Source organism: Marinobacter sp. tcs-11 (assembly GCF_002049515.1).
GTDB classification, from domain to species: Bacteria; Pseudomonadota; Gammaproteobacteria; order Pseudomonadales; family Oleiphilaceae; genus Marinobacter; species Marinobacter nauticus.
Map to the genome: position 1 here is coordinate 15,294 of NZ_LLYU01000010.1, position 21,554 is coordinate 36,847.

The following is a 21,554-nucleotide window of genomic DNA, read 5'->3' on the forward strand; positions in this document are numbered from 1 at the left end:
ATCTTTGGGAAGAAAATTCTGCTCAGGGCTCGAGCGTAAACTCTGACCGATTGTTTACGACGCGAAAATTACCAAGATCCATCGGTTCGCCCTGGAATTCCAGGGACTCCACCGCGCTCATGGCGCCCACCACAACTCTGAGCGGTGGCTGTCCGCTCACGTCCAGGGCATCGCCCTCTCGGCGTAACGCACTGGCCAGTCGATTGCCCGCACCATCTGTGACCTGAATCCAGCAGTCGTCACTGAACGTCATGGCCAACCTCACGGTTTCAACCGGGGCCTCCATCACTTCAGACTCAGTCAGAGCGGGATCCGGGGATTGCGCAACAACAGGCGGCTGTTCCACCGAAGGCTGCTCTGACAGCAACTCTTCCTGGCCGAGGCTTCCACTCTCGGTCGGTTCGCTCAGAGCTTCAGTATCCGTCACAGCGCCATTCTCTGTTTCAACGTTTCCGACTGAACTGGTGCCTGAATCCATCTGTTCCGGTTCGGCCGGCTGTTCAGCCTCTTCGATAACGGAGGGCGCATCTTCCGGTTCAGGACTGGCATCGCTAACGGCCTCGCCACTCTGTGCTTCCAGAGACTCCGAGATACCGTCGGCATTACTTTGAACCGGCTCCGACATCGGTTTTACGAGATAGCTATACGCCAGAAAGCCAACTACCCCGAGGAATGCCAGCAACACAACCAGTTTGGCAATCTGCCGCTTGCGTTTTTTCTTGCGCTCGATATCAACCAGAGGATTGGACTGGTGTTCCTGCTCCCGCTGCTGACGCAGGGGCTCAAGTTCCGAGTCGAGCGCTGCAATCAGGGCGTCTGCATTCAGTTGCACCTGGCGGGCATAAGTTCGAACATACCCTTTGAGAAACAACTCGGTATCAACCTTGCTGTAATCACCTTCCTCGATGGACTGGATTACCGAAGGGCGCAGGTGTTGCTGATCTGCAATGTCTGAAACGCTGAGCCCGAGCTTTTCCCGGGCGCGCCTTAGCTGCTGGCCAACCGAGGCCTCGGAAGCTGACTGTGACTGCTCCTCACCGGTCATTGGCAATCAGTACCTTATATTGTTGATATTCGACAGATTCCGGATACTCGTTTCTGAGCAATAGTGCCAGGCTGGCTTCCTGATCCCTGTCCTGGAAATGCCGGGCAATCCGGATACCGGTATACAGACTCTCCGGTGAATGCGTCAACCGGGTGTTGCGCTGTATCATGGTCTGAAGACGGCTGTAGTATCGAGAGGCCTGAGAAAAGTCACCCTGCTCAACCAGCACCCGAGAGAGGGACAACAGGGTGCGGGCCTCGCCCCGCGTGAGCTCCACAGCACGCCGATAGGCGGCTTCGGCCGATTCCAGCGAACCAAGCCGTTCTTCTGTCAGCCCGAGGTTATAAAAAACGGCTCCCCGGTCTTTATACTCCGTATCACGCGAGGCAGTCCGGAACTGGTCCCGGGCCTCCTCAAACCGTTTGAGGCTATACAGGAAAGCACCGTAATACACTCTTCCGCGGGTATAGTCTCCATCCGAGGCTATGGCATCCCGGAAACTTTTTTCCGCCAGATTTTCCTCACCCTCGGCGCTCAACACCAGGCCCCGGGCAGCAAGTGCCGGTGCGCTTCGGCTGTCGATTTCTAACGCCCGCTCCAGGTGGTCACGGGCACGATCCAGATTCCCCTGACCAATGTAGGCAGTCGCCAGTTGAACATAATTGTTGAGGGCTTTCTGTCGGTCGGCTTCACGGCTGAACCGGCTATCGGTGGTGGTGACACAGCCCGATAACATGACCCCGATAACCAGAACCACAGCGGAAACGAGTTTCACGGTAACGTCCTTTGCCATCAACAAACACCTTCTCCTGTTGTCTCACCCGACGGTTATCAGGGGTTGACCTGTTGTACTGCGATATAACGCTGGCTTCTGCGCGTCCGGTCTTCGACCCGCCCTACCAACTGACCGCATGCGGCATCGATATCGTCTCCGCGGGTGGTGCGGATCGTCGTGACATAACCGGCCTCGTTGAGCACGGTCTGGAACCTCCGGGTTGCGTTCATGCTTGGCCGGCGGAAATCACTTTCCGGAAACGGATTGAACGGAATCAGGTTGATCTTGCAGGGCAACCCTTTTAACAACACCACCAGCTCCCGGGCGTGTTCCGGTTGATCATTCACTCCTTCAATCACCGTGTACTCAATCGTGGCTTTGCGCTTGTCCGGCAGTCGTGAAAGGTAGCGCCGGGTCGCGGCCAACAGTTCCGCAATCGGGTATTTCTTGTTCAGGGGAACCAACTGGTTTCTCAATTCATCATTAGGTGCATGGAGTGAGATGGCCAGTGAAACATCGGTAACTTCGCCGAGACGATCCAGTGCGGGCACCACTCCGGATGTACTGAGCGTTACCCGACGCTTTGAGATGCCGTAAGCGAGATCTTCCATCATGAGATTCATGGCATCGACCACGTTCTCAAAATTAAGCAGGGGCTCGCCCATCCCCATCATCACCACGTTGGTGATAGGTCGGTCATTGGGATCGAACGGCATGAACGCCCGTCGTGCAACCCATACCTGACCAATGATCTCGGCGGCCGTCAGATTACGGTTAAAACCACGCTTGCCAGTAGAGCAGAAGGTACAGTCGAGGCTGCAACCGATTTGCGACGACACGCACAGAGTTCCACGCTCGCCATCCGGAATCAGGACGGTTTCAACGCTGTTGCCGTTATCCATGCGCATGACCCATTTCCGGGTACCGTCTTTTGATGTCTCATCATAGACGACCTCGGGGCCACGAATCTCGGCAACTTCCTTGAGCTGTTCGCGCAGCGACTTGCTCATATTGGTCATTTGATCGAAGTCATCAACACCGCGCTGATGCATCCACTGGAGAACCTGCTGGGCACGGAAACGCTTTTCCCCCAGGGTTTCAAAAAACGCCTCCAGTTTTGCCTTGGGCATTCCCAGAAGATTGACTTTTTCGGCGGCGCCCGTCATCACATAACCTCGATCAGATAACCAATTCAGGGGCACCCTGCCGGGCACCCCTGAAACAACAACCTCAGCCGCGCGGGCAGATTTCGTTGTCGTTGAAGAAATAAGCCACTTCACGCTCAGCGGAGGCAGCAGAGTCAGAACCATGGACAGCGTTGGCGTCGATGGAGGAAGCAAAATCCGCACGAATGGTGCCAGCTTCCGCTTCTTTAGGGTTGGTAGCACCCATCAGCTCACGATTCTTCAGGATAGCACCCTCGCCTTCCAGCACCTGAACCACAACCGGGCCAGAGGTCATGAATGCAACCAGATCATTAAAGAACGGGCGCTCTTTGTGCTCGGCGTAAAAGCCCTCAGCCTGCTCCTGAGTAAGGTGCATCATCTTGGCAGCAACGATTTTCAGGTCCGCCTTCTCGAAACGGCTGTAGATTTCGCCGATCACGTTCTTGGCGACTGCGTCGGGCTTGATAATGGAGAGCGTGCGCTCGTTTGCCATGGTATTTCTCCAGTTAGTTCAGGGTTGAAAATTCAGAGGTGGGATTATACGCAGTCAGGGTGCAACTGCCTACCGCACCGAGCGAAGTCGCTCCACAACTTCAATAATCTGGGAACAGGCAAATGCAACCTCCTCTTCGGTGGTGAACCTGCCAAAGGAAAACCTGAGCGCCCGGTGAGCCAGCTCATCGCTGACGCCTATTCCTCGCAATACATAAGAAGGCTCGACCGTTGCTGAAGCGCAGGCGGAGCCCGAGGACACCGCAAGGTTGCGAAGGCCGAGCATCAACGACTCGGCTTCAACACCCTCAAACGACAGATTGACAATACCCGGCACACGATGTTCCCGACTGCCATTAAAGTGAACTCCGTCAAGCCCCTCAAGCCCGTCCAGGAACGCCGCGCGCATCTGTTCCAGTTTACTTATTTCGGCATCAAGCCCGGTACGTGCCAGCTCGAAGGCCCGCCCCATGCCCACGATCTGATGCGTCGCCAGTGTGCCCGATCGCATGCCGCGCTCATGTCCACCGCCATGCATCTGTGCTGCAATGCGAACCTCCGGCGCTCGCCGGACATACAGCGCCCCTACGCCTTTCGGGCCATAAACCTTGTGAGCCGAAAGAGAGAGCAAATCCACCTCAAGATCCGCAACATCCACTGGCAGCTTGCCGGCGGCCTGGGCGGCATCAACATGAAACAGCACGCCACGTTTTCTCAAGCACTTGCCGATTGCACGGATGTCGGTCAGCGAACCAAGCTCATTGTTGACCATCATCAGGCTGACCAGGGCGGTGTTATCCCGAAGCGCGGATTCGACGGCCTCAACGGAGGCCCTGCCATCGACTTCCGGCTCCAGCCAGGTAACCTCAATGCCCTGCTGCTCCAGCCACTTGCAGGTATCAATGACAGCCTTGTGCTCAATGCGGGATGTCACGATATGGGGATTATCGCGTAGCTCCGCCACACCCTTGATGGCAAGATTGTCAGATTCCGTGGCTCCGGAAGTCCAGACAATCTCCCGGGGGTCTGCGTGGATCAGATCCGCCACCTGTCGACGAGCATTTTCAACGGCGGCTTCGGCCTGCCAGCCATAACCATGAGAACGGGAAGCCGGATTGCCAAACACCCCATCCAGGGTCAGGTACTTCATCATGTCTTCAGCAACGGCGGGATCAACGGGCGTCGTCGCCGCATAGTCCAGATAGACGGGCTTTTTCATAGGCAAAAGAGGTCGGGTTATCAGGCCGTGGCCTGGTCAGTCAGTCTTTGGGTATTGATAGCGTCGGCACTTTCATCAGACTGCTTGCGGTTCTGACGATCAGCCACTTGCCGGATTTCGTGTTTGCGCATCAGATCCCCGAGACTGATTTCACTCAGGAATTGATGAATCTGGTCACTGAGATCAGACCAGAGATGGTGGGTAAGGCATTTCTCGCCGTTCTGGCAGTCACCTTTGTTACCGCAACGCGTAGTATCAAGGGACTCACTCACAGCGTCGACCACTTCGGCCACGAAAACCTCATCTGCGGAGCGGCTCAGGCGATAACCGCCACCGGGGCCACGCACACTTACCACCAATTTCTGCCTGCGCAGTCGAGAGAACAGCTGCTCCAGGTAAGAAAGGGAAATTTCCTGTCGGGCTGAAATATCCGCCAGACTCACCGGCCCCTGCCCTGCATGCAGCGCAAGATCCAGCATTGCCGTAACGGCATAGCGGCCTTTCGTGGTCAGTTTCATAACCTCAGCCCCAATGATGGGATTGAATCTCGATTCACTGGAGCGAGTATGAATTGACCAACTAAAACAGTCAAGTATTCAGCCACGCTCCCGCTCATCAGACTCATCGCGAACGCAGTCGAAATCCTCATCATGCAAGGGAGGCAGCTCGCCATTCTGATACTCGGCGTTCACCTTGCGAAGCGCCTTGCACATATTCTCAATCCGATCATCCACCGCATGCATGTGGTCCAGCAATGCCCTGACCGATCTAGCGACCGGGTCCGGCATTTCCTCGGTTACGCCGTAGGCGTCGAAGCCCATACGCTCCTCCATCTCCTTGCGGCGCACGTCGTCTTCACCTTTGCGTTTGACGATGACCCTGCCCGGTATGCCTACCACGGTTGCCCCAGGCGGAACCGCCTTGGTCACCACAGAGTTGGAGCCGATCTTCGCACCCTCACCCACCTCAAATGGCCCGAGAATCTTTGCGCCGGCACCCACTACCACACCATTACCGATCGTTGGATGCCGCTTGCCCTTGTTCCAGCTGGTGCCGCCAAGCGTCACACCCTGGTATAGCGTGACATCGTCTCCAATCACCGTGGTTTCACCAATCACCACACCCATGCCATGATCAATAAAGAAGCGGCGACCAATGGTTGCGCCAGGATGAATCTCGATACCGGTAAACCATCTCGCCAGCGTAGAAATCGTCCGCGCAAGCCACTTCAGCCCCATGCTCCACAGCCAGTGGGAGAAGCGATGAAACAACAGCGCGTGCAATCCCGGGTAGTTGGTCAACACCTCAAAGGTGTTCCTCGCCGCCGGATCCCGGTGAAATACGCTTTTTACATCTTCCCGTAAACGCTCAAACATGACGTTATTCCTGCCCCTCATCCACGGCACCAGCCGCTGTCGTGTTCCTGCCCAACCCTTCGCGGGCACCGGTGGCCTTCTGAACCGATGTCAAAATACCCCGGAGAATATTGATTTCCATCTGGTCCAGCTTTGCCCGCTGAAACAACCGGCGCAACCGTGTCATCAACTGCCTGGGATTCTCCCGGCGATGAAAAGCCACATCCTGCAATACCTGCTCGAGATGACCGAAAAATCCTTCAACATCATTCACCGTTGCGGGCGGCACATCCCATCCGCGGTCCCCGGGTTCGACCATGGACTCAAGGTAGGGACTGCTTTCCACCTCTTCAAGCCCACGAAGATAATGCATCCGCAACTCATAACAAACCACCTGCACCGCCATTGCCAGATTCAGTGAGCTGTAGTCCGGGTTCGAGGGGATATGGATGTGATAATGGCAGCGCTGAAGCTCTTCATTGGACAACCCATTGCTCTCACGCCCAAACACCAGGGCGACAGGACCACGAGCACTGTTTTCCGCCGCGGTGACGGCAGCCTGGGGCGGGGAAATAACGGGCCAGGGAACCTTCCGCCCGCGTGCGCTGGTACCCATCACCAGGACACAGTCTGACAACGCCTCGTCAAGACTGGAAACCACCTGAGCCCGATCCAGCACATCCGACGCCGATGAAGCCCGGGCATAAGAGGCTTCATCCGGAAACGACTTTGGGTTAACCAGCCAGAGATTTCCAAGCCCCATGTTTTTCATGGCGCGGGCGACGGCGCCAATATTGCCCGAGTGGGTAGTTTCCACCAGGACGATGCGAACCTGATCATGGTAGGTATCAGTGCTTTCCACCGGCAGCGAGGGCTTGTTCATGGTCATCGGGCCTGTTACTTCAAGAAAAGTGATAAAAGAGCGGCATGATACCAGAATTACCGGCCAACCCGCTCTCCGGAAATGCCGCAACCCCGTGGTATCCGTGCTTTTGCTAAGCCAAAAAACGTACAAGGCGGGGCAGTTTTTGCTATCATGGCCGGCCTTCACACACCCGGATAATGAACACTCAGATGCAACCAGCAATTAAAATGGCCCTGCGCGTTGCCCGCCAGGGATCTGACTACCTGAAAGCCCATTTCGAGCGCCAGGAGCCTAACGGTAAGGATGAGTCCGAACGCCACCGGCAACTGGAGCGAGTGGAGCAGTCCATTTACGACAACTTCACCGAACAACTGGAAAAGGCCTACAAGGATCATGTGATCGCGCCTCTGGGCGAGTCCGACGCCGGCAACCACGAAAAAAGCTGGCACATATTCCCGGTTCTCGGCCGCGACAATTTTGTGCGAGGCATTCCCGAATTTGTTCTTGCCCTGGCCCAGAAAAAGAACAATCGCACCGAAAACCTGCTGCTGGTTAACCCGATTACCGGCGAAGAGTACTCCGCCAGCCGAGGCCACGGCGCTGTCCTGAACAGCCGCCGCGTGCGCACATCCGAAGTAAAAGTGCCCGCCAAGGCAGCACTGGCCACCAACCTCCTCGACCAGGCCCGCCAGGGCGATGACCCGATGATCTGGGGCGAGATGGCAGCCGGCCTGGCTCGCGACACCGCCATGTTCCGCACCTCGGGCTGCGTCACACTGGATATCGCGCGAGTGTCTGCTGGCCTGCTGGATGCGGCCGTGATCTTCCGACCACAGGCAGCAGATTTTGATCTGGGCGTAACACTGGCCATGGAGTCTGGCGCCCTGACCGGCGACTTCTCCGGCAACCCCGCGGTTGGAGCCGCCAGACAACTGGTCGTCGCCAATCCAAAGCTGTTCCGGGAACTGCTCAAAACGCTGCACCCCTTCCGGGGTCGACTGCCGCGTTAAGAAAAGCCGAACCGCAAAAAAACCGCCACTCCTCACGGATGGCGGTTTTTTTGTGGCCTGGAAAAGACCCGGAGCTTACATCCGGTTCAACCACTCCGGCGGCTGCTCCTCTTCTTCCTCACCGGTACCCTCTTTCGCGGGAACCATCAGATCTTCGCGGGTCACGCCCATCACCATCAACATATTCGCGGACACGTAGATGGACGAATAGGTACCGACAACAACACCGATAATCAGGGCAAGCGCAAAGTTATTGATCGCTTCGCCACCCAGGAAATACAGCGCCAGCAATACAACCAGCGTGGTACCAGAAGTATTAATGGTTCGGGTAATGGTCTCGTGGATCGACTGGTTGATAATGTCCCAGGCCTCACCTACGCGCATTTTCCGGAAGTTCTCCCGAATCCGGTCAGCAACAACGATGGTATCGTTCAGGGAATACCCGATAACCGCCAGCAACGCCGCCAGCACCGTCAGGTCGAAGGTCCACTGAAACAGCGCGAACACCCCCAGAACAATGATGACGTCGTGCGCCAGAGGAATCACCGAGGCGATACCAAACTTGAACTGGAAGCGCATACCCACATAGATCAGTACCACCGCGAGGGCGATCAGCAGCCCCAGTCCACTGTCTTCTTTGAGCTCTTCGCCCACCTGAGAACCGACAAATTCAGAGCTGACCAACTCAAGGTCAGCTCCGTCCGCCGCCAGCACGCCGGCCACTTCCAGCGCCAGTTCGTCATTCCCGGCCTCTGCCATCCGGATCAGTACCGTGGTATCGGCTCCGAAATTCTGAACCGCAAACTGCTCGTACCCCGCCTCGGTAAGGGTGTTTCTGATTCCGTCCAGGCTAGGAGCTTCAGCGTATTCGAGCTCCACCGAGGTTCCCCCGGTAAAGTCCATACCCAGATTCAGGCCACGCACCCCCAACAGCGCAATGGAGGCCACCACCAAAACAATAGAAAGTACGGAAGCTATCTTCCGCAAGCCCATGAAATCAAACGGCTGCTTTTCCATATCAGGCATTTTCAAGCTTCCCCCCGATGGACAATTTCTCGACCCTGCGACCGCCATAAACCAGATTCACTATGCCGCGGCTCACCATCAGGCCCGAGAACATGGAAGTGAGAATACCGATACACAGGGTAACTGCGAAGCCCTTCACCGGTCCGGAGCCCATGGCAAACAGAATGACGGCAACCAGAAGGGTTGTGATATTGGCATCGAAAATCGACACAAAGGCGCGACCATAACCGGCATTAATGGCGCTTTGTGGCGGCACCCCCGCCTTCAGCTCTTCCTTGATACGTTCAAAGATCAGAACGTTCGCATCAACGGCCATACCCACCGTAAGAACGATACCCGCGATACCCGGCAACGTCAGCGTGGCAGATAGGATTGACATGCATGCAACCAGCAACATCAGGTTAAGCGTCAGCGCAACATTGGCCACCAATCCGAAGCCGCGGTAGAACACCAGCATGTAAAGCAACACCAGCCCGAAGCCGAGCATCACCGACATCATCCCGGCATCGATATTCTTCTGCCCCAGGCTTGGCCCGATGGTGCGCTCCTGCACAAAGTACATGGGCGCAGCCAGAGCACCGGCCCTCAGCAGCAGTGCGAGCTCAGCCGCTTCGGGGATGGAATCCAGACCAGTAATCCGGAAACTGCTCCCCAGCGCTGACTGCACTGTCGCCAGGCTGATAATGCCTTTTTCCACGACCCGGTTTTCAGTTTCAACGATTTCTCCGTTAACTTCCCGGGTCTCGGTTTCGGTGCGGTATTCAATGAACAACACTGCCATACGGCGGCCGATGCTATTGCGTGTCGCCCGATTCATCAGGTCACCACCAACGGAGTCCATGGTGATATTGACCTGCGGCTGGCCATTCTCATCGAACGCCTGCTGGGCATTGGCAACGTTGTTACCAGTGGCAATCACATCCCGCTCAAGACGAGCGGTACGCTGTGGATTATCCCGGAAAGGAAACTGTTCGGTCTCGGCGGAAGGCGCATCCTGCCGAGCTTCCATCCGGAATTCCAGGTTAGCCGTCGCGCCAAGTACACGCTTGGCCTGAGCGGTATCCTGCACACCTGGCAGTTCTACAATAATGCGGTCTGCCCCCTGACGCTGAACCAGCGGCTCGGCCACGCCCAGTTCATTCACCCGGTTGCGGATGGTGGTCAGGTTCTGTTCAAGAGCGTATTCCTGGATGTTCCGAACTTCCGCTTCGGACAACGTCAGCGTCAGCAGAAACTCTTCACCTTCTGTTGTCTCATCCAACAGGAATTCGTTGTACTGATCGCGAACCAGCTCAAACGCCTCGCTACGTGCAGCTTCGTCACGGAAGCTCAGTACAATACGGGCCTGATCCTCAATGTCGCCACCGCGGTAGCGGATGCGCTCTTCCCTCAGCTCTCGCTTGATCTGACCAGACAACGCTTCCAGACGCTGATTCAAAGCCGTTTCCATATCCACCTCCAACAGGAAGTGAACACCACCACGTAAATCCAGCCCCAGTTTCATTGGGCCTGCTCCAAGGCTACGCAGCCAGCCTGGCGTTGACGGCGCCATATTCAGGGCCACCAGGTATTCGTTGCCAAGAGCCGCCTGAACAGCGGGGCGTGCCCGCAGCTGGTCATCGGAGCTGGTGAGGCGGATCAGCGCGTCACGCTCTTCCAACAGGCTTGATTTTACTTCGATACCTTCCTGCTCAAGCTTGGCAAGGGCGCGATCAAGCACTCGCTGCTCAACTTCAGTGCTGCCACGGGCGCCGGTGATCTGGATAGCGTAATCGTCAGGGAAAAAGTTCGGTAAGGCGTAGATAAAACCAATCACCAGTGCAAACACGATGACCAGGTTTTTCCAGAGAGGATACTTGTTCAGCATGAGAATCCTTCGAGCCGGCAGACGTGCCGGTCTTGGTGTTTCAGCCAGTCAGAAAATGAACAGGCGCATCTTGGATGCGCCTGGAAACCAGCTCAGATGTCCTTGAGAGTGCCTTTCGGCAGAGCCGCAGCAACGGCAACTTTCTGAACCTTCATTTCAACGTTATCTGCAACTTCCAGAACAATGAAGTCGTCGGTTACTTTGGTAATCTTGCCAGCGACGCCACCAGAGGTAACCACTTCATCACCCTTGTTAAGGCCGGACATCAGCGCCTTGTGCTCTTTTGCACGCTTGGACTGCGGACGCCAGATCAGGAAATAGAAAATCAGGATGAAGCCGGCGAAGAAGATGATCTGACCCATAACGCTCATTCCCTGGGCACCCGCTTCCTGAGCCGAGGCCAGAGCAGGCATCAGAGACAGCAGGCCAGCGATGAGCAATTTGACTGATTTCATTCAGGTTCTCCGTTTATTGACAGATTTAAAGCAAAATTTGTTCAGGAATCGCCCAGAGGCGGAACGGTTTCGCCCCGTAAGGCATAGAATTCGCTTACAAAGTCCGACAATGTACCTGCTTCAATGGCCCCACGCAATCCACTCATCAGGTTCTGATAGAACCTCAGGTTATGAATGGTATTGAGCTGCGAACCGAGCATTTCTCCGCACTTATCAAGATGATGCAGGTAGCTCTTGGAAAAATGCTTACAGGTATAGCAGTCACAACGCTCGTCCAGCGGTCCGGTGTCGTGACGGTTTTTGGCATTGCGGATTTTGACAATACCGGTGGAGGTAAACAGATAGCCATTGCGTGCATTACGGGTTGGCATCACACAGTCGAACATATCGACACCGCGGCGCACCGCCTCAACGATATCCTCAGGGCGACCAACGCCCATCAGGTAGCGTGGCTTGTCTTCCGGCATCTTTGGCGGCAGATGATCCAGGATCCGGATCATGTCTTCTTTCGGCTCGCCCACCGACAGGCCGCCAATGGCATAGCCATCGAAACCAATCTTTTCCAGGCCCTCCAGGGACTGATCCCGGAGCGACTCATACATGCCGCCCTGCACGATGCCAAACAGCGCCGCCGGATTGCCCTCATGGGCCCTCTTACTGCGCTCGGCCCAGCGCAGCGAGAGCTCCATGGACTCTTTCGCCTGCTTTTCCGTTGCCGGGTACGGCGTGCATTCGTCGAAAATCATCACGATGTCAGAGCCCAGATCACGCTGAACCTGAATCGCGATTTCCGGTGACAGCTCGACTTTGGAGCCATCAACCGGAGACCGGAAAGTCACACCCTGCTCGGTAATCTTGCGCATCTCGCCCAGGCTGAAAACCTGGAAACCGCCGGAATCCGTCAGAATTGGCCCCTGCCACTGGGTGAAGTCGTGCAGATCGCCGTGGGCTTTCACCACCTCTGTGCCGGGGCGCAACATCAGGTGAAATGTATTGCCCAGAATAATATGTGCACCGATTTCCTCGATGTCCCGGGGCAGCATTCCCTTAACAGTGCCATAGGTGCCAACCGGCATGAATGCCGGAGTCTCCACCACACCTCGGGGAAAGGTCAGTCGGCCACGACGGGCCTTGCCATCTTCTCCGAGTTTCTCGAAGGACATAAAACAGGATTCACTCACTGTGATTCTCCACGGGATTCGGTTTGATGTGGCTCGGCGGAATCCGTTCCCAGCATCATGCCCCGGCTGGGCTCCTGCGCGGTAAGAAACATGGCGTCGCCGTAGCTGAAAAACCGGTACTTTTGCTCCACCGCCTCGCGATAGGCTGACATGATGTTGTTATAGCCTGCAAACGCGCTGACCAGCATGATCAGTGTGGACTCCGGCAAATGGAAATTAGTGATCATGGCGTCCACGGTCTGGAAACGGTAGCCAGGGTAGATGAATATATCCGTGTCGCCCCGGAACTCCTGCAAACGCCCTGCCCGGCTGGCCGACTCCAGGGAGCGGACGGAAGTGGTACCCACGGCAACGACCCGGCCACCCCGAGCGCGGGCTTCATTAACGGCCTTTACCGTCTCTTCCGGCACATGGGCGATTTCACTGTGCATGACATGATCTTCGATCTTGTCGACCCGTACCGGCTGAAAGGTGCCAGCGCCAACATGCAACGTAACGTATGCAAACTCAATGCCCTTCGCTTTCAGGGCAGAAAGCACGACATCATCAAAATGTAGCCCGGCAGTGGGTGCGGCCACGGCGCCCGCCTCCTTGGCATATACGGTCTGATAGCGCTCACGATCCGACTGCTCATCTTCCCGCTCCATATAAGGCGGCAAAGGCATGTGACCGATACGCTCCAGCACATCCAGAAACGCCTCATCGCCTTCATAGACGAAATGAAAGAGCGCATCTTTCCGCGCCAGCATTCGCAGTGCGGCTCCATCTTCCAGCAATAGTCGCTGGCCTTCCTTGGGAGATTTGGAAGAACGGGTATGGGCGAGCAATTCCTTTTCACCCAGTAAACGCTCAACCAGTATTTCCACTTTGCCACCGGTTTCCTTCTGGCCAAACAGTCGGGCCGGAATAACACGGGTATTGTTGAATACCAGTAGGTCCCCGGGCTGGAGCAGGTCCGGAAGGTCAGTAAACTTCAGATGAGTGGTCTGGCCGGAAAGGCCGTCAAGACTGAGCAGGCGTGAGGCACTGCGTTCTTTAAGCGGATAACGGGCGATAAGCTCGTCCGGCAGATCAAAATGAAAATCGGAGACGTTCATGGGCCGGGCTATTCACGATGCCGCAGGTTGCGGCCTATAAGTGGTAGCGGCGGGCGGACTCGAACCGCCACGGGTTTTACCCCAACGGATTTTGAATCCGTCGTGTCTACCAATTTCACCACGCCGCCATCGGAGAGTGGGAGGGATTATACTGAGCCAGAGCCCGAAAGCAACCAGCCGGCAGGCAAAAATCACCCGCCGGCACAGTGAATTAGAGTCGATCGAACAGGGACAGCTGAGAAACCTGCGCAAACGACTGCTGAGCGGCCTGCAATACGAAGCTCTGGAAACTGAGGTTGCTGATGGCCTCGGCGTAGTCGACATCCTGTAGCTGGGAACGAATCTCTTTGGTGTAGAGTTCCGAATCCTCAAGAAACGCGGTGGTGGACTCCACTGCGTTGAGCCGGCCACCAAGCTCGGTTTGCTTCAGAATGATCGACTCCTGGGCGTTATCGAGATTGACCAGGGTTTCAGCGATCAGCGCATCGTACTCGGCACTGCTCTTGGGCGTTGTTTTGGAAATTCCGTCCAGGCCGGCAATCAGGTTCTCGATGGTGCCGAATACAGACTGTTTATCGTTCACGCCCAATGTAAACGTATCGCCATCCTGCGCATCGTTGATTGTTAATTTCACCCCTGCAACCTGAAACTCGTCACCAACCAGGGCGCCCACTGGCTCAACGGCCAAAGGATAGGTGGTTCCACCTCGGGTATAGGAGGCTGATATTTCCAGGTCGCCCGCTCCATTGGCGGTGACGGCGATATCAAAATCGTCAGGCACCCTGGGGCTGAAAGCGTCTGCCATATCCTTGGGTGCAACAAACTCGAGATCGGATATATATCCATCCACAGAGGTTGATCCTTTAGCGAAAACCCCTTTGGCTACGTCTACGAAGATGCCTTTACCGTGATCGCTGATGGGAACGGTCACACCGTCATCAATTTCCAGAACCCGCTGCCCTTCGTCTCCCTGGTAAACCCATTTGCCATCGTCATTCTGGGCAAAGGCGGGAGTGCTGCCCTGGAAGCCACTGAAGATATACTCTCCTGACGCATCCCGGGTATTGGCAATATTGGCGAGCTGACCCAGACGCTCCTTGAGTTCGGCAGAGATGGACTGCCGATCATTGGCAGACAGAGAACCATTACCGGCCTGAACTGTCAGCTCCCTCACCCTCTGGATAATGTCCACGGCGCTGGCCAGGGTGCTTTCTTCCTGCTTCAGCCGGTTATCGGCAAGATTGGCATTCCGACCATAGGTTTCCGAACGCTGAAGCTCCTGGTCAAGCTTCAGAATGCGAGCGGCCGCCACCGGATCATCCGACGGTTTGTTCACTTTCTTACCGGTCGATAGCTGCTGCTGCGTATCAATCAGGTTGCTGTTGATGTCCTGCAGACGATTAATGCCGCCGGAGAAAATCTGTTGTGATGATATTCTGATCATGTGACATCACCTCGCCTTAACGGAAGCTCTGCAGCAATGTGTTAAAAAGATCCTGCGCCACAGACATAACCTGGGCCGATGCGTTGTACGCAGCCTGGTACTGAATCAGCTTGCCAGCCTCTTCGTCCAGATTGACGCCCGAGACCGATTCTCGCTGATTGGTGGACTGCTCCAGCAGCGTTGCGCCGGCATCTTTATCCAACTGGCTCTGGCGGGTTTTCACCCCGATATCCTCGACCAGGCCGGCATAGCCCTCAGTAAAGTTCTGGGAACCGCCATTAAGGGTATTCTTGGTACCAAGGGCCGCCATCAGCTCGGCGTTCCGGTTATCAGAAACGCCGTTGCGGTTGAAGTCGATGGTGAATACATCACCGTCTGCGGGCTCACCGGTTATCTCGAAAACGAAACCCCGATACTGACCATTGGATTCGTCTTCCGGACGAGTACTGAAAATCTGATTGATCTTCTGGGGATCATAGACATCCGGTGTTCCATCCCCATCGTTGTCCACCGCGGCACTGGTAAACAGTACGCCGCTATCGTTGGCAACGTCATAGGTAATATTGCCCGCACCATCATTACTGAAGGTTACGGTAATCGGACCATCTGCAAACTGACCGGAATTCTGGAAGTCATCCAGCAAAGCACCGGTATTGGGATTACGGACATTAAGCATGTTGCCCTGGTTGATCGTGCCGGTGCCCAGATTGCCATCATCGGAACTCGCACGAACGGGGCTGGCAAAAGCAAGATCCTCCTCCCGCCGAATGTTCAATTGCATGTTTTCGGCAGCATTGCGACTGGGCTGAATCAGGTACTTGTCACCTGCATTGAATTCGCCACCTTCAACACGAATGTTAAAGCCCGGCATGTTGATTTCAGACTGCACCGGGTCTGGAAGCCGGCCCTGTTTGACCGTGTCGCCCGAGATGGTATCGATCAACTCGTAGCTGCGCCCATCACCACTGAACTGCAGCTCCCAGGTACCCGCCGGCAACTGGGAACTGTCGGTAATCTCAACGGCCAGTTGGCCGGTGGTGGTGCGGTCGTTATTGCCGTTCGGCACCACCCGGCTGCGTTGTACGGCGAGGCTGTTCACATCGCTGAAGAAGTTACCGCCGAGATCGCCTTCGAGGTCCATCCCGATCTCATGCTGATGGTTTATGGCCGAGGAGATGGCAATCGCCAGCCGGCCGAGCTCATCGAAGGCGGGCTTCAGGGCCATTTCATCAAAGGCACGCAAGCCACCCAGTTTTCCGCCCTGAATCTGTTCATCCACCAGCAGGGTGCGCCCACCACTGGAGAGCGTAAATTCCAGCCGCGTGGGATCTTCCGCACTGCTTCGGGTCGCAAATTCTGCGGCATTGGCGCCGGTAACCAAAGCCAGACCGTTAGACAGGGACACATTCACCTGGCTGCCTTCAACTTCCGTTACCCGAATGCTCACCAGCTCAGACAACTGGCGCAACTTCTCGTCCCGCTTATCCATCAGCTCCAGGGGCTCCTTGCCCTGGGCCAGGCCCGGAGATTCAGAAATAGCCAGGTTCAGTTCAGCGATACTCTTCAGCAGAGTATTGGCATCTTTCACGCCCTGCTGCATCTGGGTTTTTACCGATTCGCGCTGCTGGATGAACTCCTGGTTCAAGCCCTGAAAGCGATTCACCAGTTGCTGGGCTTCGCTCAGCACCAGCTGGCGTTGTGGTAACGACGTAGGGTCTTCCGCGGCATTCTGCATAGCCGAGAAAAAGTTGTTCAGAGCTTTGTTCAAACCGGTGTCTTCGCCGCCTAACAGGTTATCCAGCCGCGTGAGTTCGGCGTTGAAAGCATTCTGCTCGCCAAACAGTGTGCTGTCCTCACGTAACTGCTGACTCAGATAGGCATCTGCCAGCCGGCGGATATTAGCGACGGATACGCCACTGCCGATGGTCCCTGCACCTGTACGCCGCCCTTCCTGGGTCTCGAACTGGACCTCCTGGCGACTGTAACCCGGAGTGTTTGCGTTGGTTATGTTATTTGCAGTGGTGTTGAGCGCCGCCTGGTGCCCCAATACCCCACTCAGACCAATACCGATCAAGCCCGCCATGATCTGTTACTCCTTTACTCTGCCACTGCCCATAGACAGTGTCATCAGAGAATCACGATTCATGATCCGACGGATCTTGGCTCCGTATTCCGGATCGGTTGCATAACCCGCTTCCTGCAGTTTCTCGGCAAATACTTCTGGCTGATCTGCCGATGACAGAACATCGCGGTAACGGGGATTGTTTTGCAGGAAGTCAACGTAGTCCCGGAAGCTGGCTTCATAGTCCGGATAGGCCCGGAAATCTGCCCGTTCCTTCATCGCCACGCCACCCCGGAATTCGGTAGTGGTAATGCTCACAGCGTCACCGCTCCAACGACTGTCTGCCTTGATGCCAAACAGGTTGAAACTCGGCTGCGAACCATCGCCTTTGATCATGTGTTTGCCCCAACCGGTTTCGAGCGCCGCCTGGGCAATCATCAGGCGCGGATCAATGCCGGTCTCCTTTCCGATCTGCTCTGCGAACGGCATCAGCTGCTCAACAAAATGCTCTGGCGACTCAAATACCTCCGGCAGCTTGCCGGGTTTCTGCGCTGGCTCTGCTTTTACCTTCGCAGCTACATCCGCCACCTCTGCCATTCGCTCCGGCAACTCTCTGGAAATCGCCGGCATACTGCGGTCGTAGTCGGTAATGGCACCCTTGTGACCCGCCAGTTTCTCTCCATCCTCATCGAGCCCCGGAATCTGTTGACTCAGTTGCCGGACCAGCGCTTCCGCCAGCCCGGTACCGGTACCACCGGCCATACTCAAGCTGATCTGGCTGTCGAACATATCCCGGTACATCTGGCTTTCATTGCTGTTCAGGTAGTTTCCCTCGGCAAATACCTCACCTGCCTTGCGCATGGATTTGAGCATCTCTGACAGGAACAGGCTCTCGAACTGCTTCGCAACCTGCTCCAGTGCAGCCTGCTTGTCAGTTCGAGCCTGGGTCTTCAGCGCATTCAGACCACTGAAATCGGTGTAGACCTGGGCTTGCTGTAATCTTGGATCCTGCATGGCGATACCTAGATCACAATCAATTCGGCACGAAGCGCGCCAGCCTGTTTGAGTGCTTCAAGCACCGCCATCACATCGCCTGGCGCCGCCCCTACCTGGTTTACAGCCTGAACAATTTCGTTAAGCGTGGTTGCCGGGCCGAACTGGAACATCCGTGCCGGGTCTTCCGTCACAGCGATCTGGGTATTCTGCTGAACGGCTGTATCACCCTGAGCCAGAGGATTGGGCTGCACCACCTCGGGGTTTTCCTGAATAGTCACGGTCAGGTTGCCATGGGTAATGGCAGCCGGGCTTACTTTTACATTCTGGCCGACCACGATGGTACCGGTGCGGCTATTGATCACCACTCTTGCGGCTTCCTGAGCCGGATCGACCTCAATGTTCTCCAGAATGGACAGAAAACTGACTCTCTGTGATGGGTCCCTGGGTGCCCGCACCGATATAGAAGTGGCATCGTGTGCATAAGCCATGTCCGGGCCCAGACGACCATTAATCGCCTCAACCACACGGCGGGCCGTGGTAAAGTCGGAACGCAGCAGATTGAAGGTGATGGTATCGCCCCGGTTGAACGGCGATTCCACCTCTCGCTCAATGGTAGCGCCGTTGGGAATTCTGCCGACGCTGGGTACGTTCACGGTAATCCGGGAACCATCCTGGCCCTGGGCGCCAAAACCGCCCACCACCAGGCTGCCCTGCGCCATGGCATAAACCTGACCGTCTGCGCCTTTCAACGGTGTCATCAACAAGGTTCCACCACGCAGGCTATCGGCATTTCCGATGGATGAAACCGTGATGTCCAGCTCCTGCCCGGCCTTGGCAAAGGCCGGCAAAGTCGCGCTTACGGTTACGGCCGCCACATTGGCCAGTTTCGGGTTCACACCATCCGGCAAGGTTATTCCGAACTGGTTCATCATGTTGCGGAAGGTCTGGTTGGTAAACGGCGCTTTGTCGCCGGTACCGTCAAGACCGACCACCAGGCCATAACCAATCAACTGGTTATTGCGCACACCTTTCACCTTGGCCAGGTCTTTCAGGCGGTCAGCCATCACCGGCGCCACACACAGGGCCGTAAGGGCAAAAACAGCAATCAGTTTGCGGATCATAGCGGCCACCACTCACTGTTAAAGAAGCGAGCCAGCCAGCCCATCTGGTTGGCCTGGTCAAAATCACCGGTACCGCCGTAGGCAAACCGGGCATCTGCAACACGATTGGAGGCGACGGTATTATCCGGCTGGATATCCTGTGGCCGAACCAGACCGGTCAACCGGATGTATTCATCCCCATTGGTGAGAGACAACCACTTCTCGCCGCGGACACGAAGCACACCATTAGGCAGAACCTCGGTGACTGTTACGGTAATACTGCCAGCCAGGCTGTTGCTCTGGTCTGCTTCGGCGGAGCCTTCAAAGTCCCGCTCAAAATTGGCAGAAGCGTTCAGGCCGATATTTGTCTTTCCAAAGATGCTCGGTTCAGGAATGCTCAGTTCCTGATCCTTGGTAATGGAGGTTTCAGCGTTCTTGCTGGCGCTGGTGGATTCCTGCAGCAATACCGTGAGCACGTCACCCACGTTTAGTGCCTTGGTATCGCCGTACAGATTGTAATTCCTGGACACCTGGTAAATTGCCCCGGAATCCGGGTCGCGCTGCATCATTGATTGAGCACGAACTGGAGCGTAGGCCGGATCGTCCGGCATAGCCCGGGGGCGAGACATGGCGGTGCATCCCTGCAGCACAATCAGCACACCCACCAGTGCCAGGGTGGCCAGCCGTTCAGTGTGTAAACTGCGTTGAATGCGTTTCATGGCTTAACCGATATTGTTGGTGATGAACTGAAGCATCTGGTCTGTGGTCGAAACCACCTTGGAGTTCATTTCATAGGCACGCTGGGTCGTAATCATGTTCACCAGTTCTTCCACCACCTCTACGTTGGAGGATTCAATGGTGCCCTGTTCAATGGACCCGAGACCTGCAAGTCCGGCTTCACCTTCAGCCGGATCACCACTGGCATTGGTCTGCTTGAACAGATTGTTCCCGATGGCCTGCAAGCCCTGCGGGTTGATGAAGTCCACCAGGGTGATCTGCCCGAGATTGACGGGCGCAGCCTGGTCATCGGTAATAGCGGTGACCGTCCCATCTTTGCCAATGGTGATATTGGTGGCGTTCTCCGGCACATTGATATTCGGCTGAAGCGGAAAACCATCCGGTGTGACCACATCGCCATCAGAGTTCAGTTGAAACTGGCCATCCCGGGTATAGGCGATCTGTCCGTCCGGCATCTGAATCTGAAAGAATCCCCGACCATTCACCGCCATATCCAGAGGCTGTTCAGTTATCTGCAGGTTGCCCTGGCTGAATTGCTTGGCAGTGCCAACAATCCGGACCCCGGTCCCCAGCTGCAGGCCAGAGGGCAACTGCGTGTTCTCAGTGCTCTGCCCGCCGGGCTGACGGTTTATCTGATACAGCAGATCCTGGAACACCGCCCTATCCCGCTTGAAGCCGGTGGTATTCACATTGGCCAGGTTGTTGGAAATGGTGGACATGTTAGTGTCCTGCGCGCTCAACCCGGTTTTACTGACCCAAAGTGCTGGATGCATTGTTTTGCTCCTTGCCTGCCGGTGGCCGATGCGGCGATCTTTTGCCGCTCTCCGCCAACCGATGGCGTTTGATCATCGTTATCAGAGGTTCTGCAACAGTCGTGCCGTAGCCTCGGAATTTTCATTGGCGGTCGACATCACCTTTACCTGCATCTCGTATTGGCGAGACAACTGCAGGTTGGAGATCATTTCCTCCACCGCATTCACGTTTGAACTTTCGAGAAAACCAGTGGCGACACGCATGGCTGCATCCGGTGGCTCTGGACCATCCAGAGCCTGATCCGGCTTGCGTCGAATGAACCCATCCAGACCTTTCTCAAGTGCATCTGCCGGTGGGTTAACAAGCTTCAGTCGGTCAACTTCCACCAACTGATCCGGCGGCCCACCTACCGGCACAATGGAGATGGTGCCGTCCGAGCCAACCTGAAGATTGTCAAAAGGAGGAAGAGCCACCGGCCCACCGTTACCCAGAACCAGCTCACCACTCGCCAGCCGCACAAGCCCGTTCACGTCGACCTGTAAGCTACCGGTACGGGTGAATACCTCTTCGCCCAGATTGTTTTGAACGGCGAGCCAGCCACCGCCGTCTACCGCCACATCCAGCTTGCGGCCGGTCTCCATTAAAGCGCCGGGCGAGAGATCAGTGCCGGGCCGCTCGGTCATGGCGTAGGCGCGGGTGGGATGGTGCTCACCGAACACAGGCATACTGCGCGCCTGGGCAAAATCCTTCTTGAACCCGGTGGTATTGACGTTAGCCAGGTTGTTGGCATGGGCACGCTGGGCCAGCATGTTCTGCTTGGCGCCAGACATTCCAATATAGAGGGCTTTGTCCATGGGCAAACTCCTGCCGGAATTTTGACTGTTTCCAGTCTTCCTGCAGGAGTCATG

The 21,554-nt window shown here is 56.0% G+C and carries 21 protein-coding genes and 1 tRNA gene; 1 reads left to right on the forward strand and 21 read right to left on the reverse strand.

All coding sequences use genetic code 11. From position 1 onward, the window contains the following. Positions 1-22: 22 nt before the first annotated feature. The 8 genes from ARC85_RS12260 to trmJ all read right to left on the reverse strand — a co-directional run bounded on the left by ARC85_RS12260 (position 23) and on the right by trmJ (position 6,935). Positions 23-1,045, reverse strand: coding sequence for a RodZ domain-containing protein (locus ARC85_RS12260; protein ID WP_286714945.1), 1,023 nt, complete (start codon positions 1,043-1,045; stop codon positions 23-25). Next, positions 1,035-1,838, reverse strand: coding sequence for a type IV pilus biogenesis/stability protein PilW (gene pilW / locus ARC85_RS12265; RefSeq protein WP_022992491.1), 804 nt, complete (start codon positions 1,836-1,838; stop codon positions 1,035-1,037). Before pilW ends, ARC85_RS12260 begins: the two co-directional genes overlap by 11 nt. 38 nt (positions 1,839-1,876) lie before the next feature. Continuing rightward, the gene (gene rlmN, locus ARC85_RS12270) at positions 1,877-2,986 is read right to left on the reverse strand and encodes a dual-specificity RNA methyltransferase RlmN (protein ID WP_011784633.1); all 1,110 of its coding nucleotides are present in this window, start codon (positions 2,984-2,986) and stop codon (positions 1,877-1,879) included. A 64-nt stretch (positions 2,987-3,050) separates the two neighbouring features. Then, on the reverse strand, positions 3,051-3,479 hold the full coding sequence (gene ndk / locus ARC85_RS12275; protein WP_011784632.1) for a nucleoside-diphosphate kinase: 429 nt from the start codon (positions 3,477-3,479) through the stop codon (positions 3,051-3,053). Between the two features lie 69 nt (positions 3,480-3,548). Then, the gene (locus tag ARC85_RS12280; protein WP_286714946.1) at positions 3,549-4,697 is read right to left on the reverse strand and encodes an IscS subfamily cysteine desulfurase; all 1,149 of its coding nucleotides are present in this window, start codon (positions 4,695-4,697) and stop codon (positions 3,549-3,551) included. A 20-nt stretch (positions 4,698-4,717) separates the two neighbouring features. Next, a complete protein-coding gene (gene iscR / locus ARC85_RS12285; RefSeq protein ID WP_011784630.1) occupies positions 4,718-5,215 on the reverse strand; it encodes a Fe-S cluster assembly transcriptional regulator IscR in 498 nt (165 codons plus the stop codon). Between the two features lie 78 nt (positions 5,216-5,293). Continuing rightward, positions 5,294-6,073, reverse strand: coding sequence for a serine O-acetyltransferase (gene cysE, locus ARC85_RS12290; RefSeq protein WP_014421741.1), 780 nt, complete (start codon positions 6,071-6,073; stop codon positions 5,294-5,296). Positions 6,074-6,077: 4 nt separating this feature from the next. Next, positions 6,078-6,935 (reverse strand): tRNA (cytosine(32)/uridine(32)-2'-O)-methyltransferase TrmJ, encoded by an 858-nt coding sequence (gene trmJ / locus ARC85_RS12295; protein WP_121207013.1) that lies wholly within the window; start codon positions 6,933-6,935, stop codon positions 6,078-6,080. A 191-nt stretch (positions 6,936-7,126) separates the two neighbouring features. On the opposite strand from trmJ, the gene ARC85_RS12300 reads away from it, so the two are divergent. Beyond that, the gene (locus ARC85_RS12300) at positions 7,127-7,927 is read left to right on the forward strand and encodes an inositol monophosphatase family protein (RefSeq protein WP_278350894.1); all 801 of its coding nucleotides are present in this window, start codon (positions 7,127-7,129) and stop codon (positions 7,925-7,927) included. Between the two features lie 75 nt (positions 7,928-8,002). Here the strand turns inward: ARC85_RS12300 and secF are convergent, their stop codons facing one another. The 13 genes from secF to ARC85_RS12365 all read right to left on the reverse strand — a co-directional run bounded on the left by secF (position 8,003) and on the right by ARC85_RS12365 (position 21,500). Next, positions 8,003-8,953: a protein translocase subunit SecF gene (gene secF / locus ARC85_RS12305; protein ID WP_041654775.1), complete on the reverse strand. Its 951-nt coding sequence runs from the start codon at positions 8,951-8,953 to the stop codon at positions 8,003-8,005. Next, positions 8,946-10,820, reverse strand: coding sequence for a protein translocase subunit SecD (gene secD, locus ARC85_RS12310; RefSeq protein ID WP_014421744.1), 1,875 nt, complete (start codon positions 10,818-10,820; stop codon positions 8,946-8,948). Before secD ends, secF begins: the two co-directional genes overlap by 8 nt. A 92-nt stretch (positions 10,821-10,912) precedes the next feature. Beyond that, the gene (gene yajC / locus ARC85_RS12315) at positions 10,913-11,275 is read right to left on the reverse strand and encodes a preprotein translocase subunit YajC (RefSeq protein WP_011784624.1); all 363 of its coding nucleotides are present in this window, start codon (positions 11,273-11,275) and stop codon (positions 10,913-10,915) included. 41 nt (positions 11,276-11,316) lie between these two features. Further along, positions 11,317-12,438, reverse strand: coding sequence for a tRNA guanosine(34) transglycosylase Tgt (gene tgt, locus ARC85_RS12320; protein ID WP_014421745.1), 1,122 nt, complete (start codon positions 12,436-12,438; stop codon positions 11,317-11,319). A gap of 14 nt (positions 12,439-12,452) precedes the next feature. Then, complete coding sequence (gene queA / locus ARC85_RS12325) at positions 12,453-13,553, reverse strand: tRNA preQ1(34) S-adenosylmethionine ribosyltransferase-isomerase QueA (RefSeq protein ID WP_011784622.1); 1,101 nt, start codon at positions 13,551-13,553, stop codon at positions 12,453-12,455. Between the two features lie 41 nt (positions 13,554-13,594). Continuing rightward, positions 13,595-13,681 (reverse strand) — tRNA-Leu (locus ARC85_RS12330). Between the two features lie 83 nt (positions 13,682-13,764). Beyond that, a complete protein-coding gene (gene flgL / locus ARC85_RS12335; RefSeq protein ID WP_183577910.1) occupies positions 13,765-14,997 on the reverse strand; it encodes a flagellar hook-associated protein FlgL in 1,233 nt (410 codons plus the stop codon). A gap of 16 nt (positions 14,998-15,013) precedes the next feature. Then, entirely contained in the window at positions 15,014-17,080 is a 2,067-nt protein-coding gene (gene flgK, locus ARC85_RS12340) for a flagellar hook-associated protein FlgK (protein ID WP_183577907.1), read from the reverse strand. 6 nt (positions 17,081-17,086) lie between these two features. After that, on the reverse strand, positions 17,087-18,073 hold the full coding sequence (gene flgJ / locus ARC85_RS12345) for a flagellar assembly peptidoglycan hydrolase FlgJ (protein WP_114434909.1): 987 nt from the start codon (positions 18,071-18,073) through the stop codon (positions 17,087-17,089). 8 nt (positions 18,074-18,081) lie between these two features. Next, complete coding sequence (locus tag ARC85_RS12350; protein WP_153741115.1) at positions 18,082-19,176, reverse strand: flagellar basal body P-ring protein FlgI; 1,095 nt, start codon at positions 19,174-19,176, stop codon at positions 18,082-18,084. Continuing rightward, the gene (flgH, locus tag ARC85_RS12355; protein ID WP_113879653.1) at positions 19,173-19,874 is read right to left on the reverse strand and encodes a flagellar basal body L-ring protein FlgH; all 702 of its coding nucleotides are present in this window, start codon (positions 19,872-19,874) and stop codon (positions 19,173-19,175) included. Before flgH ends, ARC85_RS12350 begins: the two co-directional genes overlap by 4 nt. Before the next feature lie 3 nt (positions 19,875-19,877). Beyond that, positions 19,878-20,666, reverse strand: coding sequence for a flagellar basal-body rod protein FlgG (gene flgG / locus ARC85_RS12360; RefSeq protein WP_023008194.1), 789 nt, complete (start codon positions 20,664-20,666; stop codon positions 19,878-19,880). An 81-nt stretch (positions 20,667-20,747) separates the two neighbouring features. Then, on the reverse strand, positions 20,748-21,500 hold the full coding sequence (locus ARC85_RS12365) for a flagellar basal body rod protein FlgF (RefSeq protein WP_023008193.1): 753 nt from the start codon (positions 21,498-21,500) through the stop codon (positions 20,748-20,750). Positions 21,501-21,554 lie beyond the last annotated feature (54 nt).